21 protein-coding genes are annotated in these 24,464 nt (G+C 72.4%); 11 read left to right on the top strand and 10 right to left on the bottom strand.

The genetic code is table 11. The features are described from left to right. Nucleotides 1–578: 578 nt before the first annotated feature. From FL583_RS35010 to FL583_RS35000, 3 genes are all read left to right on the top strand, one after another. Nucleotides 579–1,013 carry a histone-like nucleoid-structuring protein Lsr2 gene (locus FL583_RS35010; protein WP_142709189.1) on the top strand — a complete coding sequence of 145 codons (435 nt, stop codon included), beginning with the start codon at nt 579–581 and terminating at the stop codon, nt 1,011–1,013. Between the two features lie 1,314 nt (nt 1,014–2,327). Then, nucleotides 2,328–2,657: a PadR family transcriptional regulator gene (locus FL583_RS35005; RefSeq protein WP_142709188.1), complete on the top strand. Its 330-nt coding sequence runs from the start codon at nt 2,328–2,330 to the stop codon at nt 2,655–2,657. Then, nucleotides 2,654–3,661 carry an HAAS signaling domain-containing protein gene (locus tag FL583_RS35000; RefSeq protein ID WP_142709187.1) on the top strand — a complete coding sequence of 336 codons (1,008 nt, stop codon included), beginning with the start codon at nt 2,654–2,656 and terminating at the stop codon, nt 3,659–3,661. The genes FL583_RS35005 and FL583_RS35000 overlap by 4 nt, the downstream gene beginning before the upstream one ends. A gap of 30 nt (nt 3,662–3,691) precedes the next feature. Here the strand turns inward: FL583_RS35000 and FL583_RS34995 are convergent, their stop codons facing one another. Next, nucleotides 3,692–4,072: a VOC family protein gene (locus FL583_RS34995; RefSeq protein ID WP_142709186.1), complete on the bottom strand. Its 381-nt coding sequence runs from the start codon at nt 4,070–4,072 to the stop codon at nt 3,692–3,694. Nucleotides 4,073–4,148: 76 nt separating this feature from the next. On the opposite strand from FL583_RS34995, the gene FL583_RS34990 reads away from it, so the two are divergent. Next, nucleotides 4,149–4,913 carry a TetR/AcrR family transcriptional regulator gene (locus tag FL583_RS34990; protein WP_142709185.1) on the top strand — a complete coding sequence of 255 codons (765 nt, stop codon included), beginning with the start codon at nt 4,149–4,151 and terminating at the stop codon, nt 4,911–4,913. Nucleotides 4,914–4,924: 11 nt separating this feature from the next. Here the strand turns inward: FL583_RS34990 and FL583_RS34985 are convergent, their stop codons facing one another. Continuing rightward, nucleotides 4,925–5,260, bottom strand: a complete 336-nt coding sequence (locus tag FL583_RS34985; protein ID WP_142709184.1) for a nucleotide pyrophosphohydrolase — start codon at nt 5,258–5,260, stop codon at nt 4,925–4,927. Between the two features lie 70 nt (nt 5,261–5,330). Here FL583_RS34985 and FL583_RS34980 point away from each other — a divergent pair, with 70 nt between their 5' ends. Then, nucleotides 5,331–5,705 (top strand): response regulator transcription factor, encoded by a 375-nt coding sequence (locus FL583_RS34980; RefSeq protein ID WP_170324032.1) that lies wholly within the window; start codon nt 5,331–5,333, stop codon nt 5,703–5,705. A gap of 97 nt (nt 5,706–5,802) precedes the next feature. Then, nucleotides 5,803–8,076: an RNase H family protein gene (locus FL583_RS34975; protein WP_142709182.1), complete on the top strand. Its 2,274-nt coding sequence runs from the start codon at nt 5,803–5,805 to the stop codon at nt 8,074–8,076. A gap of 407 nt (nt 8,077–8,483) precedes the next feature. Here the strand turns inward: FL583_RS34975 and FL583_RS34970 are convergent, their stop codons facing one another. The 6 genes from FL583_RS34970 to FL583_RS34945 all read right to left on the bottom strand — a co-directional run bounded on the left by FL583_RS34970 (nt 8,484) and on the right by FL583_RS34945 (nt 14,520). Next, nucleotides 8,484–9,695 carry a sensor histidine kinase gene (locus tag FL583_RS34970; protein WP_142709181.1) on the bottom strand — a complete coding sequence of 404 codons (1,212 nt, stop codon included), beginning with the start codon at nt 9,693–9,695 and terminating at the stop codon, nt 8,484–8,486. Then, the gene (locus FL583_RS34965) at nt 9,692–10,390 is read right to left on the bottom strand and encodes a response regulator transcription factor (protein WP_142709180.1); all 699 of its coding nucleotides are present in this window, start codon (nt 10,388–10,390) and stop codon (nt 9,692–9,694) included. The genes FL583_RS34970 and FL583_RS34965 overlap by 4 nt, the downstream gene beginning before the upstream one ends. Nucleotides 10,391–10,396: 6 nt before the next feature. Continuing rightward, nucleotides 10,397–11,293 (bottom strand): S1C family serine protease, encoded by an 897-nt coding sequence (locus FL583_RS42630; protein ID WP_205752739.1) that lies wholly within the window; start codon nt 11,291–11,293, stop codon nt 10,397–10,399. A 277-nt stretch (nt 11,294–11,570) separates the two neighbouring features. Further along, nucleotides 11,571–12,515, bottom strand: coding sequence for a VWA domain-containing protein (locus FL583_RS34955; RefSeq protein ID WP_142709178.1), 945 nt, complete (start codon nt 12,513–12,515; stop codon nt 11,571–11,573). After that, entirely contained in the window at nt 12,512–13,528 is a 1,017-nt protein-coding gene (locus tag FL583_RS34950) for a DUF58 domain-containing protein (RefSeq protein WP_142709177.1), read from the bottom strand. Before FL583_RS34950 ends, FL583_RS34955 begins: the two co-directional genes overlap by 4 nt. Beyond that, on the bottom strand, nt 13,525–14,520 hold the full coding sequence (locus FL583_RS34945) for an AAA family ATPase (protein WP_142709176.1): 996 nt from the start codon (nt 14,518–14,520) through the stop codon (nt 13,525–13,527). The genes FL583_RS34950 and FL583_RS34945 overlap by 4 nt, the downstream gene beginning before the upstream one ends. Before the next feature lie 306 nt (nt 14,521–14,826). Between FL583_RS34945 and FL583_RS34940 the strand changes: the two genes are divergently transcribed. The 5 genes from FL583_RS34940 to secA2 are packed head-to-tail and all read left to right on the top strand — an operon-like array spanning nt 14,827 to nt 22,130. After that, nucleotides 14,827–15,813, top strand: a complete 987-nt coding sequence (locus FL583_RS34940) for an agmatine deiminase family protein (protein WP_205752738.1) — start codon at nt 14,827–14,829, stop codon at nt 15,811–15,813. After that, nucleotides 15,804–16,712: a nitrilase-related carbon-nitrogen hydrolase gene (locus FL583_RS34935; protein WP_142709174.1), complete on the top strand. Its 909-nt coding sequence runs from the start codon at nt 15,804–15,806 to the stop codon at nt 16,710–16,712. The genes FL583_RS34940 and FL583_RS34935 overlap by 10 nt, the downstream gene beginning before the upstream one ends. Nucleotides 16,713–16,722: 10 nt before the next feature. Beyond that, the gene (locus FL583_RS34930; RefSeq protein ID WP_205752737.1) at nt 16,723–17,898 is read left to right on the top strand and encodes an MFS transporter; all 1,176 of its coding nucleotides are present in this window, start codon (nt 16,723–16,725) and stop codon (nt 17,896–17,898) included. Nucleotides 17,899–17,920: 22 nt separating this feature from the next. After that, on the top strand, nt 17,921–19,777 hold the full coding sequence (locus FL583_RS34925; RefSeq protein ID WP_170324030.1) for an acyltransferase family protein: 1,857 nt from the start codon (nt 17,921–17,923) through the stop codon (nt 19,775–19,777). Nucleotides 19,778–19,790: 13 nt separating this feature from the next. Next, the gene (gene secA2, locus FL583_RS34920; RefSeq protein ID WP_142709171.1) at nt 19,791–22,130 is read left to right on the top strand and encodes an accessory Sec system translocase SecA2; all 2,340 of its coding nucleotides are present in this window, start codon (nt 19,791–19,793) and stop codon (nt 22,128–22,130) included. Here the strand turns inward: secA2 and FL583_RS34915 are convergent. Beyond that, nucleotides 22,099–22,986, bottom strand: coding sequence for a hypothetical protein (locus FL583_RS34915; RefSeq protein ID WP_142709170.1), 888 nt, complete (start codon nt 22,984–22,986; stop codon nt 22,099–22,101). The two genes, secA2 and FL583_RS34915, sit on opposite strands and share 32 nt — an antisense overlap. Before the next feature lie 211 nt (nt 22,987–23,197). Beyond that, complete coding sequence (locus FL583_RS34910) at nt 23,198–24,433, bottom strand: APC family permease (RefSeq protein WP_240746916.1); 1,236 nt, start codon at nt 24,431–24,433, stop codon at nt 23,198–23,200. Between the last annotated feature and the right edge of the window lie 31 nt (nt 24,434–24,464).

Genomic DNA, 24,464 nt, shown 5'->3' with positions numbered 1-24,464 from the left:
CAGGCCGTGCGTGGGCCGGGCCGGGCGTGGCACAGGCCGTGCGTGGGCCGGGCCGGGCGTGGCACAGGCCGGGCGCGGGTCGTGGCTGGGCCGGGCGTAGGCCATGGCCGGGCCTGGGCCATCCCTCAGGCGCGGGCCGTTCCCGGGCGTGGCCGGTCAGGCGCGGGCAGGTGGGGCTTGGCCGGGGCAGGGAGTCGGCGCGGGAAGCATTCGGCGGGGTGTAATCGGGCGGGGCATACGGGCGGCGGCGGAGGGCGGCGGGATCGGCCGGGGAACGCCGGAGTCCGGGGGCGGCCGTCGGTGCGGGGTGTTCGAGCCGGCGTGCTCGGGGGCGGTGGGCGGGGAACCCCGCCCACCGCGTAGGACTACTTCTTCTTCTTGTTCTTCTTCTTGTCCTTCTTCTTCTTCGCCATGGCGAACCCCCGTTCGTACAGTCGGCGCCCCTCGTTGGGGCCGATCGCTCCACGATAATGCGGACAAACGGGTAGTCAACTCCGCCGCTCAGGCACCCGGCCGGAATGCCAGCAATTTCCACCCCATTCCAAGGACATCCGGGGCGATCATGTATTATCCCCAGCATGGCGAGGAAAGAGCTGGTCATTCTCACCGATGACCTCGATAACTCAGAAATTGATCCGTCTTCGGTCGATCGCGCGACGGTGAACTTCGGCATCGACGGCGTCGAGTACGAAATTGATTTGGGCTCCGGGAACCAGGCCAAGCTCCGCGAGATCCTCGACGAGTACGTGCAGGCCGCCCGCCGCACCGGCGGCACCGTCCGCAAGGGACGGAAGCAGGCCACCAGCACCGCGACGTCGTCGAGCAGCCGGGCCGAGAACGCGGCGATCCGCGAATGGGCCGAGTCCAACAACATCGACGTCAATTCGCGCGGACGCCTGCCGAATGAGGTCATCGAGCGGTACCGCCAGCACTTCTCGGAGCAGAACGACGACGCGGCCGAGCCGTCCGGCCGGCCCACCGCCAACACCGAGCAGCCCGCGTTCTCCGGCTGATCCTCGCCCGCCCGGGCCGGTTCGCACACCGCGGGCCGGCCCGGCACCCTCCTCTCCCGACGGTGCCCCAGCCCACCTCTCACCGCAGATGTGAAGTAGCCGAGAAATACCGCGCACGTTTTGTGAACAGCAATTCGCCCGACGATTTCGGCGCCCCAATCATCGGAGCGGCGATATAGCCGAATATTTGCGTGACGGTCGCTGCACAAGACAGCGGCCGTTTCCGTATCCGCACCTCGAAAGGCGCGTCCTGGCACCCCGGACGGCGAGTTGCAACTCCGCACCGCCCCAGCTCCCCGCACAGCCCCGGCCCAGAGGTCGAGCCACAGCCCAGGCTCCAGGACGTTGCGGCCCACGTTGCGGCCCACGTTGCGGCCCGGACGGTAGGTGACGAGCCCGGACGGCGGGCGATGCGGCCCGGACAGCAGGTGCCTCGGCCCGAATCGCCAGCCTCACAACACCCCGCGCCCGGAAGCAGTCGGGCCCACCCTCCGAACAGCAGACCCCGCTACCTCCACCGCAAGGCCCACGACTCGGCCGGCGCCCCCCGGGCCAAACGGCAGGCGCCGAGCCCCCCGTCGATCGGCACGCACTGCGGGTCGGCCGACATGAGTCCAGAACGCCAGACAAGGCGATCCGGCCGGCGCCCCCGCGGGCCTACACGAACCCCGACGGCGCGCGCTCCGACTCGGACGACGCTCCGCCAGGCCGAAAGGCAGGCGCTCGCAGCTCAATCAACACCCGCCTGCCCGGACACCAGATCCGGCGGCTCGGACGGCCCCCGCGGGCCGAACAGCAGGCGCTGTCGGTCGGATCGCGGCCCTGCGAGGCCGAAAACGCGCACGAACCGCGAGCCCCGTAGACCCCCAGCACAGACTCCGCCCCGGCAGCCCTCTGCATCGGCACTCGTGACTCCAAGGCTCATGCCGAAGTGCAGCCCCGCACCATCAACGCAGCCCCGCTCCGTTACCGGAAGCAGGCCCACGGCAAGCGCGCAACCCTCTACGCCGGCCAGCATTCGCCACCGACCCGTGACGCCCAGAATCCCGCGCAAGCGCGACACACGCCTTGCACCCGGAGGACCGACCAACCCCGCATCGCTGAACCGGCGCAGCTCGGAGACCGCAGGACCAGCCTGAGACCCCGGACCGCAGCCCCGGCCCAAACCCAGCGCAGACCGCACCGCAAGACCACCCAGCAGCCGCCCGAATCCCAACCGCAGCCCCACACCAAGGCCAACCCCGCAAAAAACTAAAACCCCCAGTTGCCACTACAACGCAATGCGCAGTAGTGTCCCGTCCGCAGGAGGCGAACATGGACACCACACAACTACTCAAAGGCGTACTCGACCTAGCCGTCCTAGCCGTCATCCGAGACGCCGACGGCTACGGCTACGACGTGCTCCGCCGACTACGCGCCGCCGGTCTTGCCGACGTCGGGGACGCTTCGGTGTACGGCACACTCCGGCGGCTGTACTCCGCCGGCTGCCTGACGTCGTACGTCGTCCCCAGCGAAGAGGGGCCGCACCGCAAGTACTACGGAATCACCGACGCCGGCCGGGACCAGCTCACCGAGTCGACGAAGACCTGGACCGGCTTCGCCCGGACCATGGACGACCTGTTGACCGGGGAGGCAGTGGCATGACCGCACCGACTGTCGGGACCGAGGCGGACCGCTACCTGCAGCGGGTCCGGGCCGCCCTCGCCGACCTGCCGGACGAGGAGCGCAACGAGCTGATCGAAGATCTCTCCGCGCACCTCGCCGACATCACCGCGGAGACGCCCGGCACGCTCACCCAGGCCGCGCTGGTCGAGCGGCTCGGCCCGCCGGAGGCGTACGCGGCCGAGTTACGGTCCGCAGCCGGGCTCGCGCCGGCACCGACCGTGACCGCGACCCCGGCCGGGCGCCTCCGTCGCCGCTTCGAGCATGCCCGGGCGCGACTCGACGCCCTCCCCCTCTACCAGCGCTTCCGCGCGTTCCTGCCGGAGCTGCGGCCAGGCTGGTGGGTGCTCCGCGGGTTCTTCTTCGCCGCGCTGGTCTTCGCGATCTTCGGTGGCGGATTCAGGGGGCTGCTGCCGGCCGGCTCCGGCGAGACGTTCGTGTTCCTGATCTTCGTGGTCGCCGCGGCGTACGCGTCGGTGTGGCTCGGGCGCCGGACCGACGGCTTCGGGATGTGGGGCCGGCGGGCCGTGCTGGCCGGTGGCATCCTCGTCGCGCTGGCCGGGATCGCGATCACGACCAGCACGAACTACTCCTACGAGACGTCGTACGGATACGACCCCGGCCCGTACAACGGGGCGAGCGACCTGCGGGTCTACGGTTCGGACGGCAAGCTCCTCCGTGACGTGCAGGTCTTCGACCAGAACGGTAACCCGGTGGTCCTGCCGGAGAGCTGCCCGCTGCAGCAGCGCACCCGGGTCGACGGCGGACCGGCCGAGAACGTCTACCCCCGCACGTACGACTCGCCGTCGTCCGACGACTACTACCAATGCACCCCGGACGGCGTCCCGGTCGCCGAGCAACTCCCCGGCCTGACCTCGGTGACTCCAACGGCCCCCGCCATCCCGAGCGAATCCGCCAGCTCCACCCCGACTGCCAGCCCCACGCCGAGCGCCAGCCCCACGGCATCCGCGACCCCCACCCGCTGACCCGCGCGGCCGGCCCGACCCGGCCGCGCGTCAGTTCGGCGTCACCCAGTCGACGAGCTGGACGATCACCCCGTTCGGGTCGGTGACCTGGAAGAACCGTTCACCCCAGGGCTCCTCGGTCAGCTCGTGGGTGATCGGCACGCCTTCCGCACGCAGGCGCGCCTGCTCGTCGTCGAGATCCTCGACGACGAAGACGACGAGGACGCCGCCGGCATGGGCGTCGCGAAAAGGAGCAGGCAGCGTCGCCAGCCCGCGGCGCAGATAGATCACGTTCATCGCGTCGCCACGGGTCAGCGACGAGAAGCCGTCGGCCGACATCTCCTCGCGGAACCCGAAGTGCTCCTGCAGGAACCGGCTGGACGCCGGGACGTCGTCGACGTTGAGCGAAACCGCGCACGCGGTCACACGCATCCGGACTCCTTCGTCGAGAAACTCCGTACAGGGTACATTGTACTGCGTACGGAGAGAAGCCTGAGAAGATCGACCCGTGCCTGGAGAACGCAGCAGCGCCGGTGATCCGGCGCGGACCCTCGCCCTGCTCTGGCGCGGCGCCGAACCGGTCCCGCCCCCGTCGCGCGGCCCGCGGCCGACGCTGACCGTCGACCGCGTCGTGACGGTCGCGGTCGCTCTGGCGGACGCCGAAGGGCTGGCCGCCGTCACCATGCGCCGCATCGCGACCGACCTGTCGGTGGCGCCGATGACGCTCTACACCTATGTGCCCGGCAAGGCCGAGCTCCTCGACCTCATGCTCGACGCGGTGTACGCGGCCATCGCGCGCACGACCCCGGCCGACGCGAGCTGGCGCGCCCGGGTGGGCGCGGTCGCCGACGACAACCGGGCGCTGTACGAGCGTCATCCCTGGCTGGCCGAGATCTCGACGAGCCGGCCACCGCTGGGACCGGGCGCGATCGCCAAGTACGAGTACGAACTAGGGGCGTTCGACGACGCCGGTCTCGACGACGTCACCCGCGACGCCGCTCTCACGTTCGTCCTCGGGTTCGTCGAGACCTGCGCCCGAGGCGCAGCGGCAGCCCGGGCCGCCGCGCGCGAGAGCGCGCGCTCCGACGAGGACTGGTGGGCCGAGAGCGGTCCGCTGCTCGCGAAGGTCTTCGACGCCGACCGCTTCCCGCGCGCCGCGCGGATCGGCTCCGCGGCCGGCGAGGCCCAGAACGCCGCCTACAGCGCCGATCACGCCTACGACTTCGGCCGCGCCCGCCTTCTCGACGGCCTGTCCGCCCTGATCGACGCCTGACCCGGCCGAACTCAGTCGCGGGCGGGCACCGGGAAGCGCGTCTCGTTCCGGGCCAGCTTCGCGGTCGCGACGTCGATCAGGTCGACGTCGAGAACGCGGGCCAGTTGCACGAGGTACAGCACGACGTCGGCGATCTCGTCGCGGACGTTCGGAGCCGCCTCCGGATCCGTCATCACCGCGGCCGACTCCTCCGGCGTGAGCCACTGGAACAGCGCGGTGAGCTCGCCGACCTCCCCGGACAGCGCCATCACCAGGTTCTTCGGGGTGTGCCACCGACCCCAGTCGCGGGCGGCCGCGAAGTCCGCCGTAGCCGCCGACAGTGCGTCCAGTCCCGCGTCGCCACTCATGGCCCGCAGCCTACGGCGCGCCGCACCGCCGTCCGGAATGCGTAGAATAAACCCGTCTAAGGGGGGCAACGTGGGCAGCATCCTTGTCGTCGAGGATGAACCGGACATGCGCGAGCTCATGGCGGTCAAGTTGCGCGGCGCCGGGCACCGCGTCCGCACGGCTCAGACCGGAGTCGACGGCCTCGCCTCGCTGCGCGAGGACCGGCCCGATCTGGTCCTGCTCGATGTCCAGCTGCCCGACACGACCGGGCTCGCCTTCTGCAAGACCGTTCGGGCGGACGCGGAGATCCGCGACATCCTCATCGTGATGATCTCGGCCTCCGCGTCCCAGGAAGAAGTCGACGCGGGCCTGGCGGCCGGGGCCGACGACTACGTCACGAAGCCGTTCGCGCCGAGTGCGCTGGTGGCTCGCATCCAAGCCCTGCTCGATTCCGGCCCGGCCTGACGCTCCACCTAGGACTCCGGCTCCTCGAGATCACGGACGCCACGACACGGGCGGGCCTGTGGAGGCGGTCCGCGTGGCTGCGGCTGGACGGGGGATCATGGGTGCAACCGGTGCATCCAGGAGGTCGTTCGTGGTCGAGGCCGAGCCCGCGCGGGTCGTGGTGTACGCCTGCGGGGGCGCAGGTAGGTGGGGTGCTCTGTTGACCCACGGCGACGCTCGGCGGGAGCTGTCGGGAGCGGGCGACGGAGGTTCCCGGGAGCGGATGTCGCTGCTGGCGGTCGTGACCGCGGTGGAGCGATTGACCCGCCCGTCGGTGGTGTCGGTCCTGACGGACAGCCCGTACGTGCGAGACGGCGTGGCGGCTCGGCTGGCCGGCGGAGTGGCCGATGAGCGGGATGCGGATTTGTGGGGCCGGCTGGGGACGGCGGTCAAGGGGCATCGGGTGCAGTGGGTGGTGGTGGATGCCGCTCTGGCGGCGCGTGCCGCCGAGCTTGCTGCGCCCCCGAGCTCGGCCGCAGCCGCGCCGGAGGGTTCGGTCCCCACGGACCGGGCGCCGGACGCGCGCCAGCGCAGACCGATGGACGCAGCCGACCGCGACGCGGCCGACGCGGTCAGCGCGGCCGACGCGGCCGGCGCGGTCAGCGCGGCAGAGCGCGGCGCGGCCGACGCGGCAGAGCACGGTGCGGCCGGCACGGCCCGGCGCAGCACAGCCGGCACGGCAGAGCGCGGCGCGGCCAGCACGGCAGAGCGCGGCGCGGCCAGCACGGCAGAGCGCAGCGCAGCCAGCACGGCAGAGCGCAGCACAGCCAGCACGGCAGAGCGCAGCACAGCCAGCACGGCAGAGCGCAGCACAGCCGGCGCGGCCGAGCGCGGGACGGCGAACGCGGGCGAACGCGGCGCGGCCGAAGGCGGTGCGGCGGGCACGGCAGAGCGCGCCAGGACCGCGGGCGGTGAATCGGGCGCGGCCGACGGCGGGGCGGCAGACGCGGCCGAACGTAGAACAGCCCGTCAAAGCACACTGGATGCGGGCGAGCCAAGGGTCAGCGAGCGCGGCACGGCCGAGCGCAGGGCGCGCGGCGCCGCGGAAGGCAACCTGGCGAGCGCAGCTGAACGCGGGGTGGCGGAGCGCAACGCGATAGGCGCGGCCGAGCGCGGGACGCGCGGCGCCGCGGAAGGCAACCTGGCGAGCGCAGCTGAACGCGGGGCGGCCGATCGCGGCATGCCAAGCGCGTCCGAACACGGCGTCCCGGGCTGGGCCGAGCGCGGGGGCTCGGGCGAGCGCGAGGGCGCGGACGAACACAGGGGTGCCGACGAACACCGGGGCGTGGGTGGCGCCTCGGGTAGAGAGGTGCGGGGGGCGGCTGGCGAGCCGGTTTCCAGCAGGGGACACGGCGCGTCGGAGTCGGCGGAGCGCGGCGGGCTGGGTGCGGCGGAGCGCGATGCGGCGGGCGGTTCGGAGAGGATGTCGGCAGCGGAGGTAGGGCCTCGGGAGACACCAGCGGAGCGCGGAGCCACGGCTGCGGCAGGTCGCCGCGCGGCTGAGCGCGAAGCAACTGAACGCGGGACAACCGAACGCGGGGCAACCGAGCACGAGGCAACCGACCGCGGGGCAACCGAGCGCGGGGCAGCTGAACGCTCGACAACTGCGCGCAGGGCAAATGGGCGCGGGGTGGATGAGGGCGGCACAGCTGAGGGTGGTGCTGCACGCGGGGTGGCAGGCCCGGTTGAGCGGGGGGTGGCCGGGCGAGGGTTGCCGGCGGAGATCGTGGCGGCTATGCGTCCGGCCAGTACTTTGGGGCGGCCCAGCGGAGAGCGGACCGGGTTGCCATTTCGGGCCGGTGACCCCGTGCCCAGCCGGGCACCAATTGGCGACTCCGACCGTTCGGCGCAGCCCGGCGAGGGATCAGAGAACGTTGCCGCACCCTCGGCGCCCGGCTCCGCGCCCGACTCCGCGTCCGGCTCCGCCTTCGGCGCGGCGGAGGACTACGCGTCCGGCTCCACCTCTGGCCCAACGGTCGGCGCTGCGTCCGGCTCCGCGGACGGCTACCGGGACGGCTCCGCGGACGACTACGGGAACGACGGGGACGTCGCGGACGTCGGGGACGAGATGCGGGAGTTCGTCGAAGAGCTCGAGTTCTGGCTCGAGGAAGAAGCCGGGGATGGCGGCGCTCCCGACGAATGGGTGCGCGATGCTGCGCTGGTGATCGTGGGCGTCGGCGAGGAGTCGATCACGTTCGACGACGGCGACGGGCGGACGATCGGGCCGGTCCCGGTTCCGGCTGGCCTCGCCGAGCAGGCCGAGCCCGGCTGGCAGATCCGCCTCACCGCGGCCCGAACCGGCGACACCTGGCAACTCCGCGCCCGCACCTGACCCGCGGCGCCCCGGCGCCCCGGCGCTGCGGCGCCCCGGCGCCCCGGCGCCCCGGCGCTGCGGCGCGGCGGCATCGGCGGCGCCGCCCACCTACCGAGGCTGAGGCTTCAATCCGAGCAGGTGGGCGGCGTGCCGACGGTACGCGGCCCGGTAGTTCACCGGGCCTCCGGTCCGTCCACAGTCCACCACCCACTCGCACTCCACCGCCCACCCGCACTCCACCGCCCGCAGGCAGGCCTCAGCGTGAACTCTGCGTCTGAAGGTTTCGGCTCGTCGACGTTCTCGTACTGTCACCGCGCTCACCCGGCCCTGCTAGCGCTGACGCTCTCCGACCACCTCCACGATAACCCGAGCCAGCAAATGTCTAAAAGCAATTTGCACGTCACACTCGATTCCCGAAGGATTTCCTAGCGCAGCGGCGACGTTGCGGGCGGCGGGTCGTCGTCGGTGCGGTCGATGGTGGGGAACCAGAGCACGAACGTGCTGCCGACGCCCAGCGTCGAGAAGGCCGCAACCTGACCACCGTGCGACTCGACGATCTGACGCACGATCGCCAACCCCAGCCCGGTCCGCCGCTCCCGCGGCGAAGACTGCCCCCGCGACGACGCCTCCCGCCCCGAAGGCGACGACCGCCCCGCACCCCCGCGCCAGAACCGATCGAACACCCGGGGCAGATCCTCCGCCGCAATACCCGGCCCCTCGTCCGCAACCGCGAGCCAGAGCCACGACCCGACCCGACCCGTCGCGATCGTCACCGTCGAGGAGTCGGGGGCCAGCCGGAGCGCGTTGGACAGCAGGTTGCCGACGGCGCGCCGCAGAGCGTCCGCATCACCGATGAGGTGCAGGTCCGGGACCGTCGCGTACCGCAGGACGCGGTCGGAGACGACCGCCTCCTCCCCCGCCTCGCGGGCGGTCGCGCTGAGGTCGACGTCGGTCTCGGTGGTGGCGTCCGCGTCCCGGCGCGCGGTCGCGAGCAGGTCCTCGACCAGCCGCGACATCCGCGTAGTGGCGCGGTCGACGACCGCGACCGCGCGGGTCCGTTCCTCGGCGGACGCGTCCTCCGCGGTCAGCGAGGCGTCGAGGTGGGTGCGGATGATGGCGAGCGGGCTGCGGAGCTCGTGCGACGCGTCGTCGATCAGCTGACGTTGGGCCTGGAACGCGTCGTCGAGCCGGTCGAGCATCGAGTCGATCGTGTCGGCCAGGTCGCGGAGCTCGTCGTGCGGGCCCTGCAGACGGATGCGCCGGGAGAGGTCGGTGGCCTGGATGTCGCGCGCCGTGCGGGCGATCGCGCCGACCGGGCGCAGCACGCGTCCGGACAGGACCCAGCCGATGCCCAGGCTGCTGATCAGCAGGCCGCCGAGCGCGATCAGCGAGTACGTCCGGAGGTTCTCGAGCGTGTTGTAGTTGACCGCGGCCTCGATCTCGCTGACCTCGGCCACCGTGGTGGTGCCGACGTACTCGTAGTTGTTGTAGATCTTCGCGGTGCGCTGGGTGACCGGCTGCGGCGACGTGGTCTGGGCGACCGCGAAGTACGTGATCGCGAGCGCGCCGCCGGCCAGCGCGAACAGCAACGTCGAATAGATGACCGTGAGCCGGACGCGGATCGAGCGGAGCCTCACGACGTCTCCCGCAGGGCCTCGGACTCGCGCAGACGGTAGCCGCGCCCGACCACGGTCTCGATCCGGCCCTGGCCGAGCTTGCGGCGGAGCGTGCCGACCGTGACCCGCACCGTCTGCGTGAACGGATCGGCGTTGGAATCCCAGACGTGTTCGAGCAGCTCCTCGCCGGGGACGACGTGACCGGGGCGGGTCATCAGGTACTCGAGGACGCCGAATTCCTTGTTGGTCAGCGCGAGCGGATCGTCGCGCAGTGTGGCCGAGTGCTTGGCGGTGTCGAGGGTGAGGTCACCGACGGTGAGCGTCGCGGTGGAGCCGTTCGTGTCGCGGCGGAGCAGCGCGCGGATCCGGGCCAGGAGTTCGGCCAGGTGGAACGGCTTGACGAGGTAGTCGTCGGCGCCCTCGTCGAGGCCGCGGACGCGGTCGTCGAGGCCACCGCGGGCGGTGAGCATGAGCACGCGCAGGTCGGTGTCGCCCGGGGTCGGAACCGCGCCGTTGCGCAGGGCCCGGCACAGCGTGAAGCCGTCGCCGTCGGGCAGGTTGATGTCGAGCAGCATCAGGTCGTACTCGTTGACGGTGAGCCGGTCGTAGGCGGTCTCGGCGTCGATCGCGACGTCGACCGCGTAGCCGTTGCGGGCCAGGCCGACCCGTAAGCCCTCGGCCAGGTCTTCTTCGTCTTCCACTACCAGCAGCCGCATACTCGATCATCCCCGGGCGATGAGGGTGGTGGCCACCTGCGCGGCGCGGTCGATCGGGATCGCGAAGCCGATGCCGATGCTTCCGTTGCCGTCGAGGGTGGCGATGGCGGTGTTGACGCCGAGCACCTCGCCGCGGGCGTTGACCAGCGGGCCGCCGGAATTGCCGGGGTTGATCGAGGCGTCGGTCTGCACAGCGGTCCGGCGGACGTCGCCGCCGAGCCGCACCTCGCGGTTCAGCGCGCTGACGATGCCGGCGGTGACGGTGCCGGAGAGTCCGAGGGGTGAGCCGAGCGCGAGGACGGGCTCGCCGACGTGAGTGGTGCGGAGGTCGGCTCTTTCGAGCTTTTCGAGGCCGTCGGGGTCGACCGCGAGGACGGCGATGTCGTTCGACGGATCGGTGCCGACTACGTCGGCCCGGCGGCTGCGACCGTCCTGCCCGGTGACGCGCACCGGGCCGCCGTCGGCGGCGGCGACCACGTGGTTGTTGGTGACGACGTGGCCGTCGTCGTCGAAGACGAACCCTGATCCGGACGCGCGGCCCGCTTGCACGGAGACGACGCCGGGCAGCGCCCGGGCGGCCGCGGCGACGAGCGCGGTCGCGTCGGCACCGGGAGCGAGGCCGGGCGCGGCCGGGGCCCCGGCGGGGGCGACGGCGGATGCGTGGGTGGTGGCGTAGCCGGCGGTTCCGCCGGCCGCGGCGGCCAGAGCTAGCACCACGGCCCCGGCCGCGATCGCCCGAGGCCACCGCCGCGCGCCCGGCCCACCGCCACCCGGCGCACCGCCACCCGGCCCACCGCCACCCGGCCCACCGCCACCCGGCCCACCGCCGCCCGGCACACCGCCGCCCGGCGCCGACGGCTGCCCCCAGTACGGCGGGATCCCGCCGGACGTCCCATACGGCAACCTCCCCGCCGGGGACGCGGGAGCTCCCGACGGCGGCGCGGAAGGTGACCCCGGTGGGAGGGGGTGAGTGGGCCGCGCCGGGGGCGGCGGGGTGAGCTGCACCCCCGGCGCGGCGGTCGGGCCCGTGCCGGGGTGGACCGCCGGAGTCGGTCGGCCCCAGGCGGTCTCGGCCGACGAGGCACGCTCGCCCCAGGCGCCCCCGCTCGGCGCGGACTCGGGATCGGAAGAAAAATCTGGGCCCTGGGGGGCGCCTGAGTCGGACGACATACCAAACCCCTCACGGAAGCCGGGCGAACCAGAACAGCGACGCCAGCGCGCCGAGGACCGCGAAAACCAGACCCACCCCGATGAACCGCGCCGAAATGTCCTGCATCTCGGCCTCGAACCCCACCAAACTCCCGATGTCCGAATAAGCCGCCCGCAGTTCCGAGACACTCCCGGCCTCGAAGTACGACCCACCCGTCGCCTGCGCGACCGCCCGCAACGTCTCGCCATCCACCGGGACCGGCTGGGCCCCGGTCGTGAAACCGTTCCCGGCATCGATCGACCCACCGGCGGTCCCGAACGAGATCGTGTCCACCGGCACCCCGAGCTGGGCCGCCAGCTGCGCGGCCGACGCCGGGTCCTGGCCGGCCGTGTTCGCCCCGTCGGAGAGGACGACGACCCGGGACGGAGTCTCCTCCCGGATCTGATCCAGCGCGGTCGCGATCGCGTCTCCGATCGCGGTCCCGCCCTGGCCGGCGCCCTCCGACAGCCGATCGATCCCGGCGTCCACATCGGCCCGAGGGGCCGACGGTGGGACGGCCACCGACGCGGTCCCGGCGAAGCTCACCAGGCCGACCCGGAATCGCGACGGCAGGTCCCCGACGAATTCGTGGGCCGCGGTCTTGGCCGCCGACAAGCGGTCCGGGGCCACGTCCGACGCGAGCATCGACCGGGAGACGTCGACCGCGACCAGCACCGTCGCCTGTTCCCTGGGGACCTGCACCTCGGCCTGCGGCCGGGCGAACCCGACGACGAGCAGGACCAGCATGACCAGGAAGAGCCCGGCCGGCACGTGCCTGCGCCAGGCCGGTCGCTGCGGAGCGACCCGGTCGAGCAGCTTGAGGTTCGTGAAGCGGACGGCGTACCGACCGCGCCGGCGCTGGGCTACGACGTACGCGATCGCCAGCGCCCCGACGCCGAGCAGCAGCCACAGCCGCTCGGGAGAGAGCCAGCTCATGCCCGCACCCCCCTCAGCCGTCGCTGTGCCAGCACGTGGCGAGCGATGTCGGCGACCCAGTCCCGATCGGTCCGCAGCACGAGATGGGCGGCGCCGGCTCGCTTGAGCGCCGAAGCGATCGAGGCCTGCTGCTGCCCCACCGCCGCCGCGTACCGCTCGCGCAGCCGGCGCGAGGCGGTCGGGACTTCCCGCCGTCGTCCGGTCTCCGGGTCGACCATCGGCAACATTCCGACGTCCGGCAGCTCGTGTTCCCGCGGGTCGGTGACGTGCACGGCGAGCACCTGGTGCCGGTGCGCGAGCCGGCGCAGTGGCCGCTCCCAGGTCGGCGCGCCCGGCCCGAGCCCGTCCTCGTCCAGCCCGTCGAGGAAGTCCGACACGACGACGATCAACCCGCGCCGCCGCACCGCCCGCCCGATCCCACCCAGCCCCACGGCCAGGCCCCCCACGCCCAGGCCCCCCACGCCCGAGGCCGCACCCATACCGGCGCCCGCGCCCGCGGCCACGCCCGCGGTCGCCCGCGCGCCCACGCCCGCTTCCGGCCCACCCCTCGGCGCCTCGACGAGCGTCCGCAAGATACCGAGCAAGTGGGTCCGGCCGCCGCGCGGCGGGAACCGACGCGTGCCGGAGGCGCTCGACAGCCACCCCCCGAGACGGTTGCCGGTGCCGGTCGTCAGGAACCCCACCGCGGCCACCGCGCCGACGGCGAGCTCGCGTTTCTCGTACTCGGCGGTGCCGAAGTCCATGCTGGCCGAACCGTCGACGAGTACCCAGGTGGCCAGCTCACGGTCGGCGTCGACGGTCCGGACGTGCGGGACCGTCGTCCGCGCGGTGACCGACCAGTCCATCCACCGGACCTCGTCCTCACCGGCCCGGTACTCCCGGCTGCCGGCCGGTTCGCTCCCGGCGCCGGGCAGCAGCCCGAGGTAGCCGCCGTGCAGCAGCCCGTCCAGCCGACGGGTGATGAGCAGCTCCAGCCGGCGCAACCGACGTTCGGGCGTCAAGAGGGCGGTCACGCCGCCACCCCGAGACCCGGACCCGACTGCGCGGGCGCGATCGTCGGCCGCGGAACCGCCTCGACGATCCGCGCGACGACCTCTTCCGGGGCGACGCCGTCGGCGACCGCGTCGAACGAGAGCACGAGCCGATGAGCGAGCACGTCCGAAGCCAGGTCGAGGATGTCGCCCGGCAGCACGTACCCCCGCCCGCGCAGCAGGGCCAGCGCCCGACCGGCCGCGACCAGCCCGAGCGTCGCCCGGGGCGACGCGCCGTAGGCCAGCAACCCGGACAGGTCCGACAGCCCGAACCGCGACGGCGCCCGCGTCGCGGTCACCAGCCGCACCACGTACTCGGCCAGCGCGTGGTGGACGAACACGTCCCGGGCCTGGGCCTGCAGCCGCAACAGCGACGAGACGTCCAGCACCGGGGCGGCCGTCGGCCGCGAGGACCCCATCCGGTACAGGATCGCCAGCTCCTCCCGCTCGTCCGGGTAGCCGACGACGACCCGCATCAGGAAGCGGTCACGCTGGGCCTCGGGCAGCTGGTAGACGCCCTCGCTCTCGATCGGGTTCTGGGTAGCCAGCACCACGAACGGCGCCGGCACGTCGAAGGTGCGGCCGCCGATCGAGACGTGCCCCTCGGCCATCACCTCGAGCAGCGCGGACTGCACCTTGGCCGGGGCCCGGTTGATCTCGTCGGCCAGGACGACGTTCGCCATCACCGGTCCGAGCTCGACGTCGAAGCTCTCCCGGCTGGCCCGGTAGATGCGGGTGCCCAGCAGGTCGGAGGGCACCAGGTCGGGGGTGAACTGGATCCGGCGGAAGGACCCGCCGACCGCGACGGCCAGCGTCTCGGCAGCCAGCGTCTTGGCCACGCCGGGGACGCCTTCGAGCAGGCAGTGCCCGCCGGCCAGCAGCGCGGTCAGCAACCGCTCGACGAGCCGGTCCTGACCGACGATGACCTTCTTCACTTCGAACAGGGTCTGCTCGAGCAGCAGGGTGTCTGTCATGGGGCGATTCCAGCAATCGCCACCGAAAACGGAGCGAAGTTGCTCTGTGTAATTTCGAAATCACGATCGGCCTGCGGATTTCGTCACCCTGGCAATAGCATCAGGTGGCCGCGCCGGTCCCGCCGCCCCGGCTGAACGTGGGTGCTCCATTGGCTCGACGAAGCGGGGTGGCTGGAACCTGTGTTGAACACCGGCGCGTTACCGACGACCGGACGTGCACGCAGGCCGAGGCGGGGCCCTTCACGGGCTTCGCACACGCGGCCGTTACGAATGCCCCCGGAGTGGGCTCCGCACGACGCCACCTGGATGGCCTTCCCGACTCCGAACGCGACGTTCGAGGACGACAGCAGCCCCGCCCTGAAGGCCGCCCGTAAAGCCTGGGCCGCGGTCGCGAACGTCGTCGTCGGCTACGAGCCGGTCCGGATGCTCGTCAACCAGAACGACCGGGCCGCGGCCGAGGAGGTCCTCGACCCCCGCGTCCGCCTCGAGACCATCGAGCTCGACGACGCCTGGCTGCGCGACGCCGGCCCGACGTTCGTCCATGACCTGAGCGAGGGCGTGACCAGGGCGATCGCCTGGCGCTTCAACGGCTGGGGCGCACAGTCGTGGGCGTCCTGGGGTCGCGACCGGCACCTCGGCGCACGCATCGCCCGGGCGGCCGGCGTCGAGTTCGACCGGTCGAACCTCACCCAGGAGGGCGGCGGCCTGCACGTCGACGGCGCCGGCACCGTGCTGCTGACCGAGACCGTCCAGCTCGACCCCGATCGCAACCCGGGCTGGCTGCGCACCGAGGTCGAGACCGAGATCCACCAGCGGCTCGGCACGACGACCGCGATCTGGCTGCCCCGCGGGCTCACCGCCGACTACGACGAGTTCGGCACCCGCGGCCACGTCGACACGGTGGCCACGTTCGCCGAGCCCGGCACCGTGCTCGTGCACACGCAGCCCGACTCCGGGCACCCCGACCACGAGCCGATGAAGGAGGTCGGCGAGATCCTGCGCACGGCCGTCGACGCTCGCGGCCAGCGGTTACGGGTGGTCGATCTTCCGTCACCCACGGTGGCCGACTTCGACGGCCGCCCGGTCGACCACTCCTACGTGAACCACTACGTGGCGAACGGCGTCGTCGTCGGGTGCGCGTTCGACGATCCGCAGGACGCGGTGGCGGCCGACGTGCTGACGCGCGCCTACCCCGGCCGGGACGTCGTGCTGATCGACGCCCGCGACATCTTCCGCTTCGGCGGCGGCGTCCACTGCATCACCCAACAGCAACCGGCCGCGCCGTGGAGCTGATCGTCGCTCCCCGGGCCGCCTCCCCGGCCCGGGTGGCCGCGCCCGAACGCGCGCCGGTGACCGTCGGTCTGGTCCAGACCTGTTTCCATGCGGACGCCGCCGAGCACCGAGCCGTCCTGCTGGACGGCATCCGCACGGCGGCGGACGCCGGAGCGCAGGTCGTCGTCCTGCCCGAGCTGACCCTCTCGCGGTACCCGGCCGACGTCCGCCCGCCCGGCGACGCGGATGCGGACGCCGAAGACCTGCCGACCGGTCCGACGGTCGAGTTCGCGGCCGCGGCGGCGAAGGAGACCGGAGCGGCCGTGGCCGCGTCGCTGTTCGAGCGGGCCCCGGGCCCGGACGGGCTGGGCTTGAACACCGCGGTGCTGGTCGGGCCGGACGGGTCGCTGCTCGGGAAGCGGCGCAAGACGCACATCCCGCGGACCGCCGGCTACTACGAGGACCGGTACTTCCGGCCCGGGCCCGCGGATTACACGCCGCTGCCGGTCGGCGGCGCCTTCCTCGGGCTGCCGACCTGCTGGGACCAGTGGTTCCCCGAGGTCGCCCGCTCCTACGCGCTGCAGGGTGCCGACGTCCTCGCCTACCCGACCGCGATCGGGTCCGAGCCGGATCATCCCGATTTCGACACCGCGCCGCTCTGGCAGCACGTGATCGTCGGGCACGGTATCGCGAACGGTCTGTTCATGGTCGTGCCGAACCGCTGGGGGTCGGAAGGCCTGCTGACGTTCTACGGGTCGTCGTTCATCTCGGACCCGTACGGGCGGGTGCTGTGCGCGGGTCCTCGCGACCGCGATGTCGCGCTCGTGGCGGAGCTGGATCTCGACCAGCGGCGCGACTGGCTCACGCTCTTCCCGTTCTTCGAGACCCGCCGTCCGGAGACCTACCAGCGCCTCGTTTAACGTTTGGCCAGTGCAACCGATCAGCCGTGGCCTCACGCTTCTCTTCGCGATCGCCGGTGGCGCGGCCGTCGGCAACCTCTACTGGGCCCAGCCGCTGCTCGATTTCATCGCCGACGATCTGCACGCCTCGACCGCGGTGGCGGGCTGGCTCGTCACCGCGACCCAGGTCGGGTACGCGAGCGGAATCCTGCTGATCGTCCCGCTCGGCGACGTGCTCGATCGACGTCGTCTGGTGCCGGTGATGCTGCTCTGCGCGGCCGTGGCGCTGACCGCGTGTGCGCTGGCCCCGTCGTTCGGCACGCTGCTCGTCGCAATCACCGCCCTCGGAGTGACCACCGTCGCCGGGCAGATCCTCACCCCGCTGGCCGGCGACCTCGCCGACGACGCCCACCGCGGCCGGGTCGTCGGCACGGTGGTGTCCGGCCTGCTGGTCGGCATCCTGATCTCCCGGACGATCAGCGGGCTGGTGGCGTCCGTGGCCGGCTGGCGGGCGATCTTCGGGGTGGCCGCGGTCGTCGCGGTGGTGCTGGCGGCGCTGCTGTACCGGAGCATCCCGACCCTGCCGCCGAAGACCCAGCTGCCGTACCCGGCGTTGATCAAGTCGGTGTTCACCGCGATCGCCCGGGAGCGGACCGTCCGCTGGACGCTGGCCCTCGGCAGCACCGGCTTCGCCTGCTTCACGATGTTCTGGACGTCGCTGACGTTTCTGCTCAGCGCGCCGCCGTACGAGTACCCGGTGTCGGTGATCGGGTTGTTCGGCCTGGCCGGGCTGGCCGGGGCGCTCGCCGCCCAGCGGGCCGGGTGGCTGCACGACCGCGGCCTCGGCATCGCCGCGATGGGCGTGACCTGGACGGTGACGCTCGTCTCGTTCGTCGTTGCCGGGGTGGGACGGAACTCGGTCGTGTTGGTGCTGGTGGCGGTCGTGCTGCTGGACGTGGCGATCCAGGGCGGCAACATCCTGAACCAGACCCGGATGCTGTCGGTGTCGGACGAACTGCGCAGCCGGCTGAACACCGTGTTCGTCACCGGGAACTTCATCGGTGGAGCGATCGGATCGGCGGCGGCGGCGGTGCTGTGGAACGCGGGCGGCTGGACGGCGATTTGCGTGGCCGGTGTCACAGCCAGTGTGTTCGCGTTGGTTGTCTGGGTACTGGGCCGCAGTGGCCCACTCCGTACCTCGCCCTGATCGACTGGGCTACCGACCGGCGTTGGACGGGCTTCGGGCTCTCGCCGTCACCGCGGTGCTCGTCTACCACCTCGGCGCGTCCTGGCTGCCCGGCGGGTTCCTCGGCGTCGACCTGTTCTTCGTGCTGTCGGGGTTCCTGATCACGACGCTGTTGCTGGACGAGTGGGCGGCCCGGGGCCGGCTCGACCTTGGCGCGTTCTGGCTGCGCCGGGCCCGGCGGTTGCTGCCGCCGGCGCTGCTGGTCGTCGCCGCGGTGATGGTGGTCGGGTGGCGCACGGTCGATCCGTCGCAGCTCGCGTCGCTGCGCTCGGACGGCCTGTGGACGCTGTTCTACGGCGCGAACTGGCACCTGATCGGCTCGGGCCAGTCGTACTTCGACGCGTTCGCGGCCCCGTCGCCGTTGCGTCACGCCTGGTCGCTGGCGATCGAGGAGCAGTTCTACCTGGTCTGGCCGCTGCTGCTGCTCGTGCTGGTGCGGGTCCGGCGGTTCCTGCTGCCGGTGATCGTCGGGCTGATCGCGGTGTCGGCGGTGCTGATGGCGGTCCGGTACTCGGCCGAGGACCCGTCGCGGGCCTACTACGGCACCGACACCCGGGTGTTCGAGCTGTTGATCGGCGCCGCGGCGGCGGTGGTCCGGCCCCGGGTCGGCCGGGTGCTCACCGCCGTGGCCGGGGCCGGGGTGCTCGTCGCGTTCGCGTCGATGCAGGACGAGTGGGTGGGGTTCTACCGCGGTGGTGCGGTGGCGTTCGCGGTGGTGGCGGCGGTGCTGGTCGTCGGGACGGTGGCCCACCCGAACCGGGTCTTGACCGCCCGGCCGGTCGTCGCGCTGGGGCTCATCTCCTACGGCGTCTACCTGTGGCACTGGCCGGTGTACTGCTGGCTCGACGACGCCTGGCTGCCCACCACCACCCCCGGCCTGCTCGCCCACGGGGCGGCGAAGATCGCGCTCACGCTCGCGCTCTCGGTGACGTCGTACTTCGTCGTCGAGAAGCCCGTCCGGCGCGGGGCGTTCGGGCTGACCGGGCGGCGGATTCTCCTCGCCGCACCCACCGCGATCGCCGCGGTAGCGGCCCTCACCCTGGCCGCGACCGCCGCCGCCACCGCGCCGGTCACCCAGGTCGACGAGCGCAACGTGACCGCGCTGTCCACCCCGCGGGCCCTGGTCGCGCCCACCGCGTCGACCGAGCTCAGGCTCGCGACCGTCGGCGACTCGGTCGTCAAGAGCCTCTCCCCCGGTCTGGCCACGGCGGCCGAGGAGCGCGGCTGGTCGTACACCGACGCCAGCGTCAGCTCCTGCTCGGTGGCCGGCCTGCTGATGCTGGAGGAGGACGGCTCGCCCTGGTCGACCGGTGCGGTCTGCCCGCAGGTGGTGACGACCGTGCAGCAGCGGCTCATCGACGAGGACCGGCCGGACGTCATCCTGGTGCACTCCCGCTGGGAGACGTACCGGGTCCGCGGGGCCGACGGCGACCCGGTCGACGTCGGCACGCCCGCGCACCGGCAGTTCGTCGCCGCCCAGCTGCGCCTGACGATGGAGCGGCTGACCTCCGGCGGGGCCCGGGTCGTCTGGATCGACTCGACGCCGATGACCGAATCGCTGTGCCGTCGGCTCGGCCACGACACCGGGACCTGCGCCCACACCGCGGTCGACGCGACCGTCGACGCCTACACGGCGTTACGGCGCCAGGTCGCCGCCGAGTTCCACGGCCGGGTCACGTCGCTGTCGCTGACCGACCTGCTCTGCGACGACGAGCGGTGCCCGGATTCCGTCGACGGCCGGACGTTGCGCCCGGACGGTCTGCACTTCACCGCCGAGACCGCCGACGCGATCGTCCCGGACCTGCTGGAGCGGGTCGCGGCCGTCACTCAACTGCCCTAGTACTCTCACCCGAATGGGACGCGAATCCGGGTGGCGAAGCCGTCTGACCGGGGCAGTAGCCCGGTTAAGGAACGAACCGGGCACGGCTGACCTGACTCGGCTCCAACCGGTGGTCGAGCGGGCCAACGCGCGCCGGGACGAGATCGCCGAACTCGACGACGACGAGCTGCGCGCGGCCGCCGAGGCTCTGCGCACCGGCACCGAGCTCGACGACCTCGAGCTGGTGGAGTTCTGCGCCGTTGCCAGGGAGATCGGCCGCCGGGTCTGGAACCTCGACGCCTACGACGTCCAGCTGCTGGCCGTCGTCAACATGGTGCGGGGCAGCCACGTCGTCGACATGGCCACCGGTGAGGGCAAGACGCTCGTCGGCGCGCTGGTCGCGGCGGCCTACAGCTGCGCCGGTCGGCGCGTGCACGTGCTGTCGGTCAACGACTACCTGGCCCGGCGCGACGCCGAGTGGTCGGCCGGGTTCTTCTCCTGGTTCGGCATCTCCTGCAGCGGCGTGACGTCGGTGAACACCGACGACGAGCGCCGCGAGGCCTACCGCGCCGACGTCGTCTACGCGCCGGTCCACGAGGTCGGCTTCGACCTGCTGCGCGACCGCCGCCGCACGTCCCGGTCGGCGATGGTCCTGCACCACGAGGGTGGGGACGTGCGCGACGTCGCGGTCGTCGACGAGATCGACGCGGTGCTGCTCGACGAGGCGCTGGTCCCGCTCGTGCTGGCCGGCGACTCCGGCGCGGTGCACGACGGCCGCGACCTCGCGTCGCTGATGCGAGGCTTCCGCCTCGGTCGTGATTACGAGGTCGACGACGAGCGCCGGAACGCCACGTTCACCGACGTCGGCCTGCGGGCGGTCGAGCGGTTCCTGGACGTCGACAACCTGTTCGAGTCCGACCAGGTGGGGCACCTGACCGCGGCCAACCTCGCGCTGCACGCCGAGGTGCTGGTCGAGCGGGACGTCGACTACCTGGTGCGGCACGACCGGGTCGAGATCATCAGCAGCTCGCGCGGGCGCACCGTCGACAAGCAGCGCTGGCCCGACGGCCTGCAGACCGCGGTCGAGGTCAAGGAGGGCCTCGCGGTGTCGTCGGCGGGCGAGGTGCTCGACCAGATCCTGATCCGGGCCCTGGTCACCGGGTACAAGACGGTGACCGGGATGAGCGGGAGCGCCCGTGAGGCGGCCGGTCAGATCGACGAGTTCTACGACCTGAAGATCGGCGTCGTGCCGCCGGCCAAGCCGAACATCCGCGAGGACGAGCCCGACCGCCTCTACGCCGACGCCGAGTACCGCGACGACGCGCTGTTCGCGTTCCTCGCCGAGGTGCACGGCACCGGCCAGCCGCTGCTGATCGGTACCCGCAGCGTCGCGACCTCGGAGTACTGGAGCGACCGGCTGGCCAAGGAGGGCATCGAGCACGTCGTCCTCAACGCCCGCAACGACGAGGAAGAGGCCGGCATCATCGCCGAGGCCGGGCGCCGGGGCGCGGTCACCGTGTCGACGCAGATGGCCGGTCGCGGTGTCGACATCGTGCTCGGCGGCTCCGACGCGTCGTCGTCCGACGAGGTGCGTTCGTTGGGTGGCCTGTGCGTGGTCGGGATCGGGCGGTACGACTCGGCCCGGCTCGACCGGCAGCTCCGCGGCCGGGCCGGACGTCAGGGCGACCCGGGCACGTCGGTGTTCTTCACCAGCGTCGACGACGACCTGGTGCTCGAGCAGGCGCCGGACGTGCCGCAGATCCGGGACCTGGCCTCCGACGGCCAGGTCGAGACGGCCGCGGTGCGCAAGCACGTCGAGCACGCGCAGCGGGTCGCGGCGGGCAAGCTCGACCAGATCCACCGCAAGACCGTCCGCTACAACGAGATCGTCGAGAACCAGCGGGCGGCCGCCCTCCAGTGGCGCGACGTGATCCTGGACGCGACCACCCCCGACGACCTCGGCGACTGGCTCAGCCTGGAGGCGCTCGAGCGTCTGGACGAGATCGATTCGTCGGTCGCGATGGCCACGGCGTCGAATGTTCTGCTCTTCCATCTGGACCAGGCCTGGGCGGAGCACCTGGCTGACCTGGCCGGCCTGCGGGAGGGGATCCACCTGCGGATCCTCGGCCGCGAAGCGCCGCTGGACGAGTTCAACTCGCTCGCCGTGAACGCGTTCCGCGGTCTGCGCGACCGGGTGGTCGAGGCGGCCGACGAGACGCTGACGACGGCGGAGCTCACCGACGAGGGCATCGATCTGGAGGACGCCGGCCTCCGTCGCCCGACGACGACCTGGACGTACATGGTCGCCGACACGCCGTTCGCCACCGCCGAAGACGGCTTCTTCAGCGCCCTGGCCAAAACCATCCGCGGCTGACGCCGCCCGAACGCGGACCGGGCTCGCCAGGACGGGCCCGATCCGCGTGCCACCGATCCCGTACGCCGGTGAAGCTTCCGGCACGTTCGAGGTACGCCTTCTCGATGAGGGCGAGCACCTGATCGGAGTCTTCGCGCACATCGCGGGGTGTGAAGTGCAACGTCAGCACCCCACGGGCGGCGAGCACGTTCTGCCGGTGATACGTGCGATGCCAGTCGCGCGGTGAAGAGTGGAACTCGTGCGAGTTCGATTCCAGCGCCAGGCCTGCGTCTTCTATCAAGCCGTCCGGGGACGGCAGCGCTGTGCCGTCGGCGGCGACGAGGGCGGGGTTCCACCGCACGGCCGGCAGGATCGCGCTGCCGCGGACGAGGTCGCGGAGTTCCGCTTCCGGCGCGGAGACCACGCCGTCGGTCAGTTCGGCGATCACCCGGCGGAGTAGCGCGCTGTTGCGCTTGGGCCCGAGCCGGGCCCCTCGCTCCAGCGCGTCGACCGTGGTGAGCCGGCGCTGCACCATCTCGGCGAGAAACGCCCGTACCTCACGCAACGGATATCCGGCGCGTGCGGCGTCCGCACCCGCCCGGGAGACCGAGCAGATCTCCATCGCCGGCAGGAGCCGAGCGTGATCGTCGAGTCGCCGGGTGGTGCTCACGACGACGAATCCGCGGGAACTCCGACGCGTGCTCGGCGGCACGAGGACGTGGACTCGAGACTCGTCCGGTAGATACCTCAGGCGATGGTGCCGCAGGGCCGCGACGCCGGTGATCTGCGCGCACGTGCCGCCGTGCAGCGCGGCCGCTTGCAAGCGCTGCATCTCCGAGAGCGGGCCGCTGAAGCTCGCGTAGATACCGGCCAGCACGCGCTGCCAATAGCCGCGGGAGAGCCGCCAGGCTATCCCGCTCCGCGTCAGGCCGAGCGCCAGTGCCTGGTGCCGTGAATCAACCCGGACTGCCGGGCGAGCAGATCCACCCGGCCACTGTGCGCGCCCCACGTCACCGGGCGCGAGAGCCCGCCTCTAGCTGTGGACGGCGGCGATGGACGGAAGCGGATCGGGCTCGCTCGGGCGTGTCCTATCCGCGTTCGTTCGGGGGGAGCAGTCGGCGGAGGGCGTAGAGGGCGGCGCCGGCGGCGAGGACCGCGGTGCCCGCGAGCACGGCGCTGAGCGGGAGCGCCACCGCTAGCACCACGCAGCCCAGAAACCCGAGAACCGGCACCACCCGCGGCGGGCGGCCCTCGGCGAGGGTCAGCGTCCAGGCCGACGCGTTCGCCACCGCGTAGTACGCCAGCACCCCGAACGACGAGAAGCCGATCGCGTCCCGCAGGTCGGCGGTCGCCGCGACCACCGCGACGATCGCCCCGATCGCCACCTCGGCCCGGTGCGGCACACCGAAGCGCGGGTGAACGGCGGCCAGCACCGGCGGGAGGTGCCGATCGCGGGCCATCGCGAGCGTGGTCCGCGACACGCCGAGCAGCAGGGCCAGCAAAGACCCGAGCGCCGCCACCGCGGCACCGGCCCGCACGACCGGCGCCAACCCGGGATGCCCGGCCGCGCGCACCGCGTCCACCAGTGGCGTCGCCGCACCGTCCAGAGCCGACCCCAGGACCGCGAGCACGGCGAGCGTCACCAGGGCGTAGACGACCAGCGTGACCGCGAGAGCAACCGTGATCGCCCGCGGGATGACCCGCGCCGGGTCGCGGACCTCCTCGCCCAGCGTGGCGATGCGGGCGTAGCCCGCGAACGCGAAGAACAGCAGGCCGGCGCCCTGCAGCACGCCCAGCACCGACGACGGGGCCGACAGACCCGCCGGCCGCCCGGAGGAACTCAGCCCGACCACCACGATGACGGCCAGCACGACCAGCACCGTCACGACGATCGCCCGGGTCAGCCAGGCCGCCTTCTGGACGCCGACGTAGTTCACCGCGGTCAGCACGAGCACCGCGGCCACCGCCACCGCGTGGGCGTGGGCCGGCCAGACGTAAGTGCCGACGGTGAGCGCCATCGCCGCGCACGACGCGGTCTTGCCGACGACGAACCCCCAGCCGGCCAGGTACCCCCAGAACTCGCCCAGACGTTCGCGCCCGTAGACGTAGGTGCCGCCGGAGTCCGGGTAGCGCGCGGCCAGCCGGGCCGACGAGGTCGCGTTGCAGTACGCGACGACCGCGGCGATCGCCAGGGCCAACGGCAGCCAGGCCCGCGCCGCCGACGCGGCCGGACCGAGCGCGGCGAAGATCCCGGCGCCGAGCATCGCGCCCAGACCGATGACGACCGCATCGGTGAGGCCGAGCCGGCGGTCCAGTCTGGTCATCGGTTCTCCTGTGTGCCGCATGGTACTGTGT

The sequence above is a fragment of the Cryptosporangium phraense genome (genome assembly GCF_006912135.1).
Lineage (GTDB): Bacteria > Actinomycetota > Actinomycetes > Mycobacteriales > Cryptosporangiaceae > Cryptosporangium > Cryptosporangium phraense.
The sequence above is the reverse complement of the archived record's forward strand: the minus strand, read 5'-3'. Positions and strand labels throughout refer to the sequence as shown.

What these genes read in the sequence shown, in the direction of transcription:
- FL583_RS35010 (WP_142709189.1), top strand. Translation starts at nt 579, where the DNA reads ATGGCGAGGAAAGAGCTGGTCATTCTCACCGATGACCTCGATAACTCA.
- FL583_RS35005 (WP_142709188.1), top strand. Translation starts at nt 2,328, where the DNA reads ATGGACACCACACAACTACTCAAAGGCGTACTCGACCTAGCCGTCCTA.
- FL583_RS35000 (WP_142709187.1), top strand. Translation starts at nt 2,654, where the DNA reads ATGACCGCACCGACTGTCGGGACCGAGGCGGACCGCTACCTGCAGCGG.
- FL583_RS34995 (WP_142709186.1), bottom strand. Translation starts at nt 4,072, where the DNA reads ATGCGTGTGACCGCGTGCGCGGTTTCGCTCAACGTCGACGACGTCCCG.
- FL583_RS34985 (WP_142709184.1), bottom strand. Translation starts at nt 5,260, where the DNA reads ATGAGTGGCGACGCGGGACTGGACGCACTGTCGGCGGCTACGGCGGAC.
- FL583_RS34975 (WP_142709182.1), top strand. Translation starts at nt 5,803, where the DNA reads ATGGGTGCAACCGGTGCATCCAGGAGGTCGTTCGTGGTCGAGGCCGAG.
- FL583_RS34965 (WP_142709180.1), bottom strand. Translation starts at nt 10,390, where the DNA reads ATGCGGCTGCTGGTAGTGGAAGACGAAGAAGACCTGGCCGAGGGCTTA.
- FL583_RS34955 (WP_142709178.1), bottom strand. Translation starts at nt 12,515, where the DNA reads ATGAGCTGGCTCTCTCCCGAGCGGCTGTGGCTGCTGCTCGGCGTCGGG.
- FL583_RS34945 (WP_142709176.1), bottom strand. Translation starts at nt 14,520, where the DNA reads ATGACAGACACCCTGCTGCTCGAGCAGACCCTGTTCGAAGTGAAGAAG.
- FL583_RS34940 (WP_205752738.1), top strand. Translation starts at nt 14,827, where the DNA reads ATGGCCTTCCCGACTCCGAACGCGACGTTCGAGGACGACAGCAGCCCC.
- secA2 (WP_142709171.1), top strand. Translation starts at nt 19,791, where the DNA reads ATGGGACGCGAATCCGGGTGGCGAAGCCGTCTGACCGGGGCAGTAGCC.
- FL583_RS34910 (WP_240746916.1), bottom strand. Translation starts at nt 24,433, where the DNA reads ATGACCAGACTGGACCGCCGGCTCGGCCTCACCGATGCGGTCGTCATC.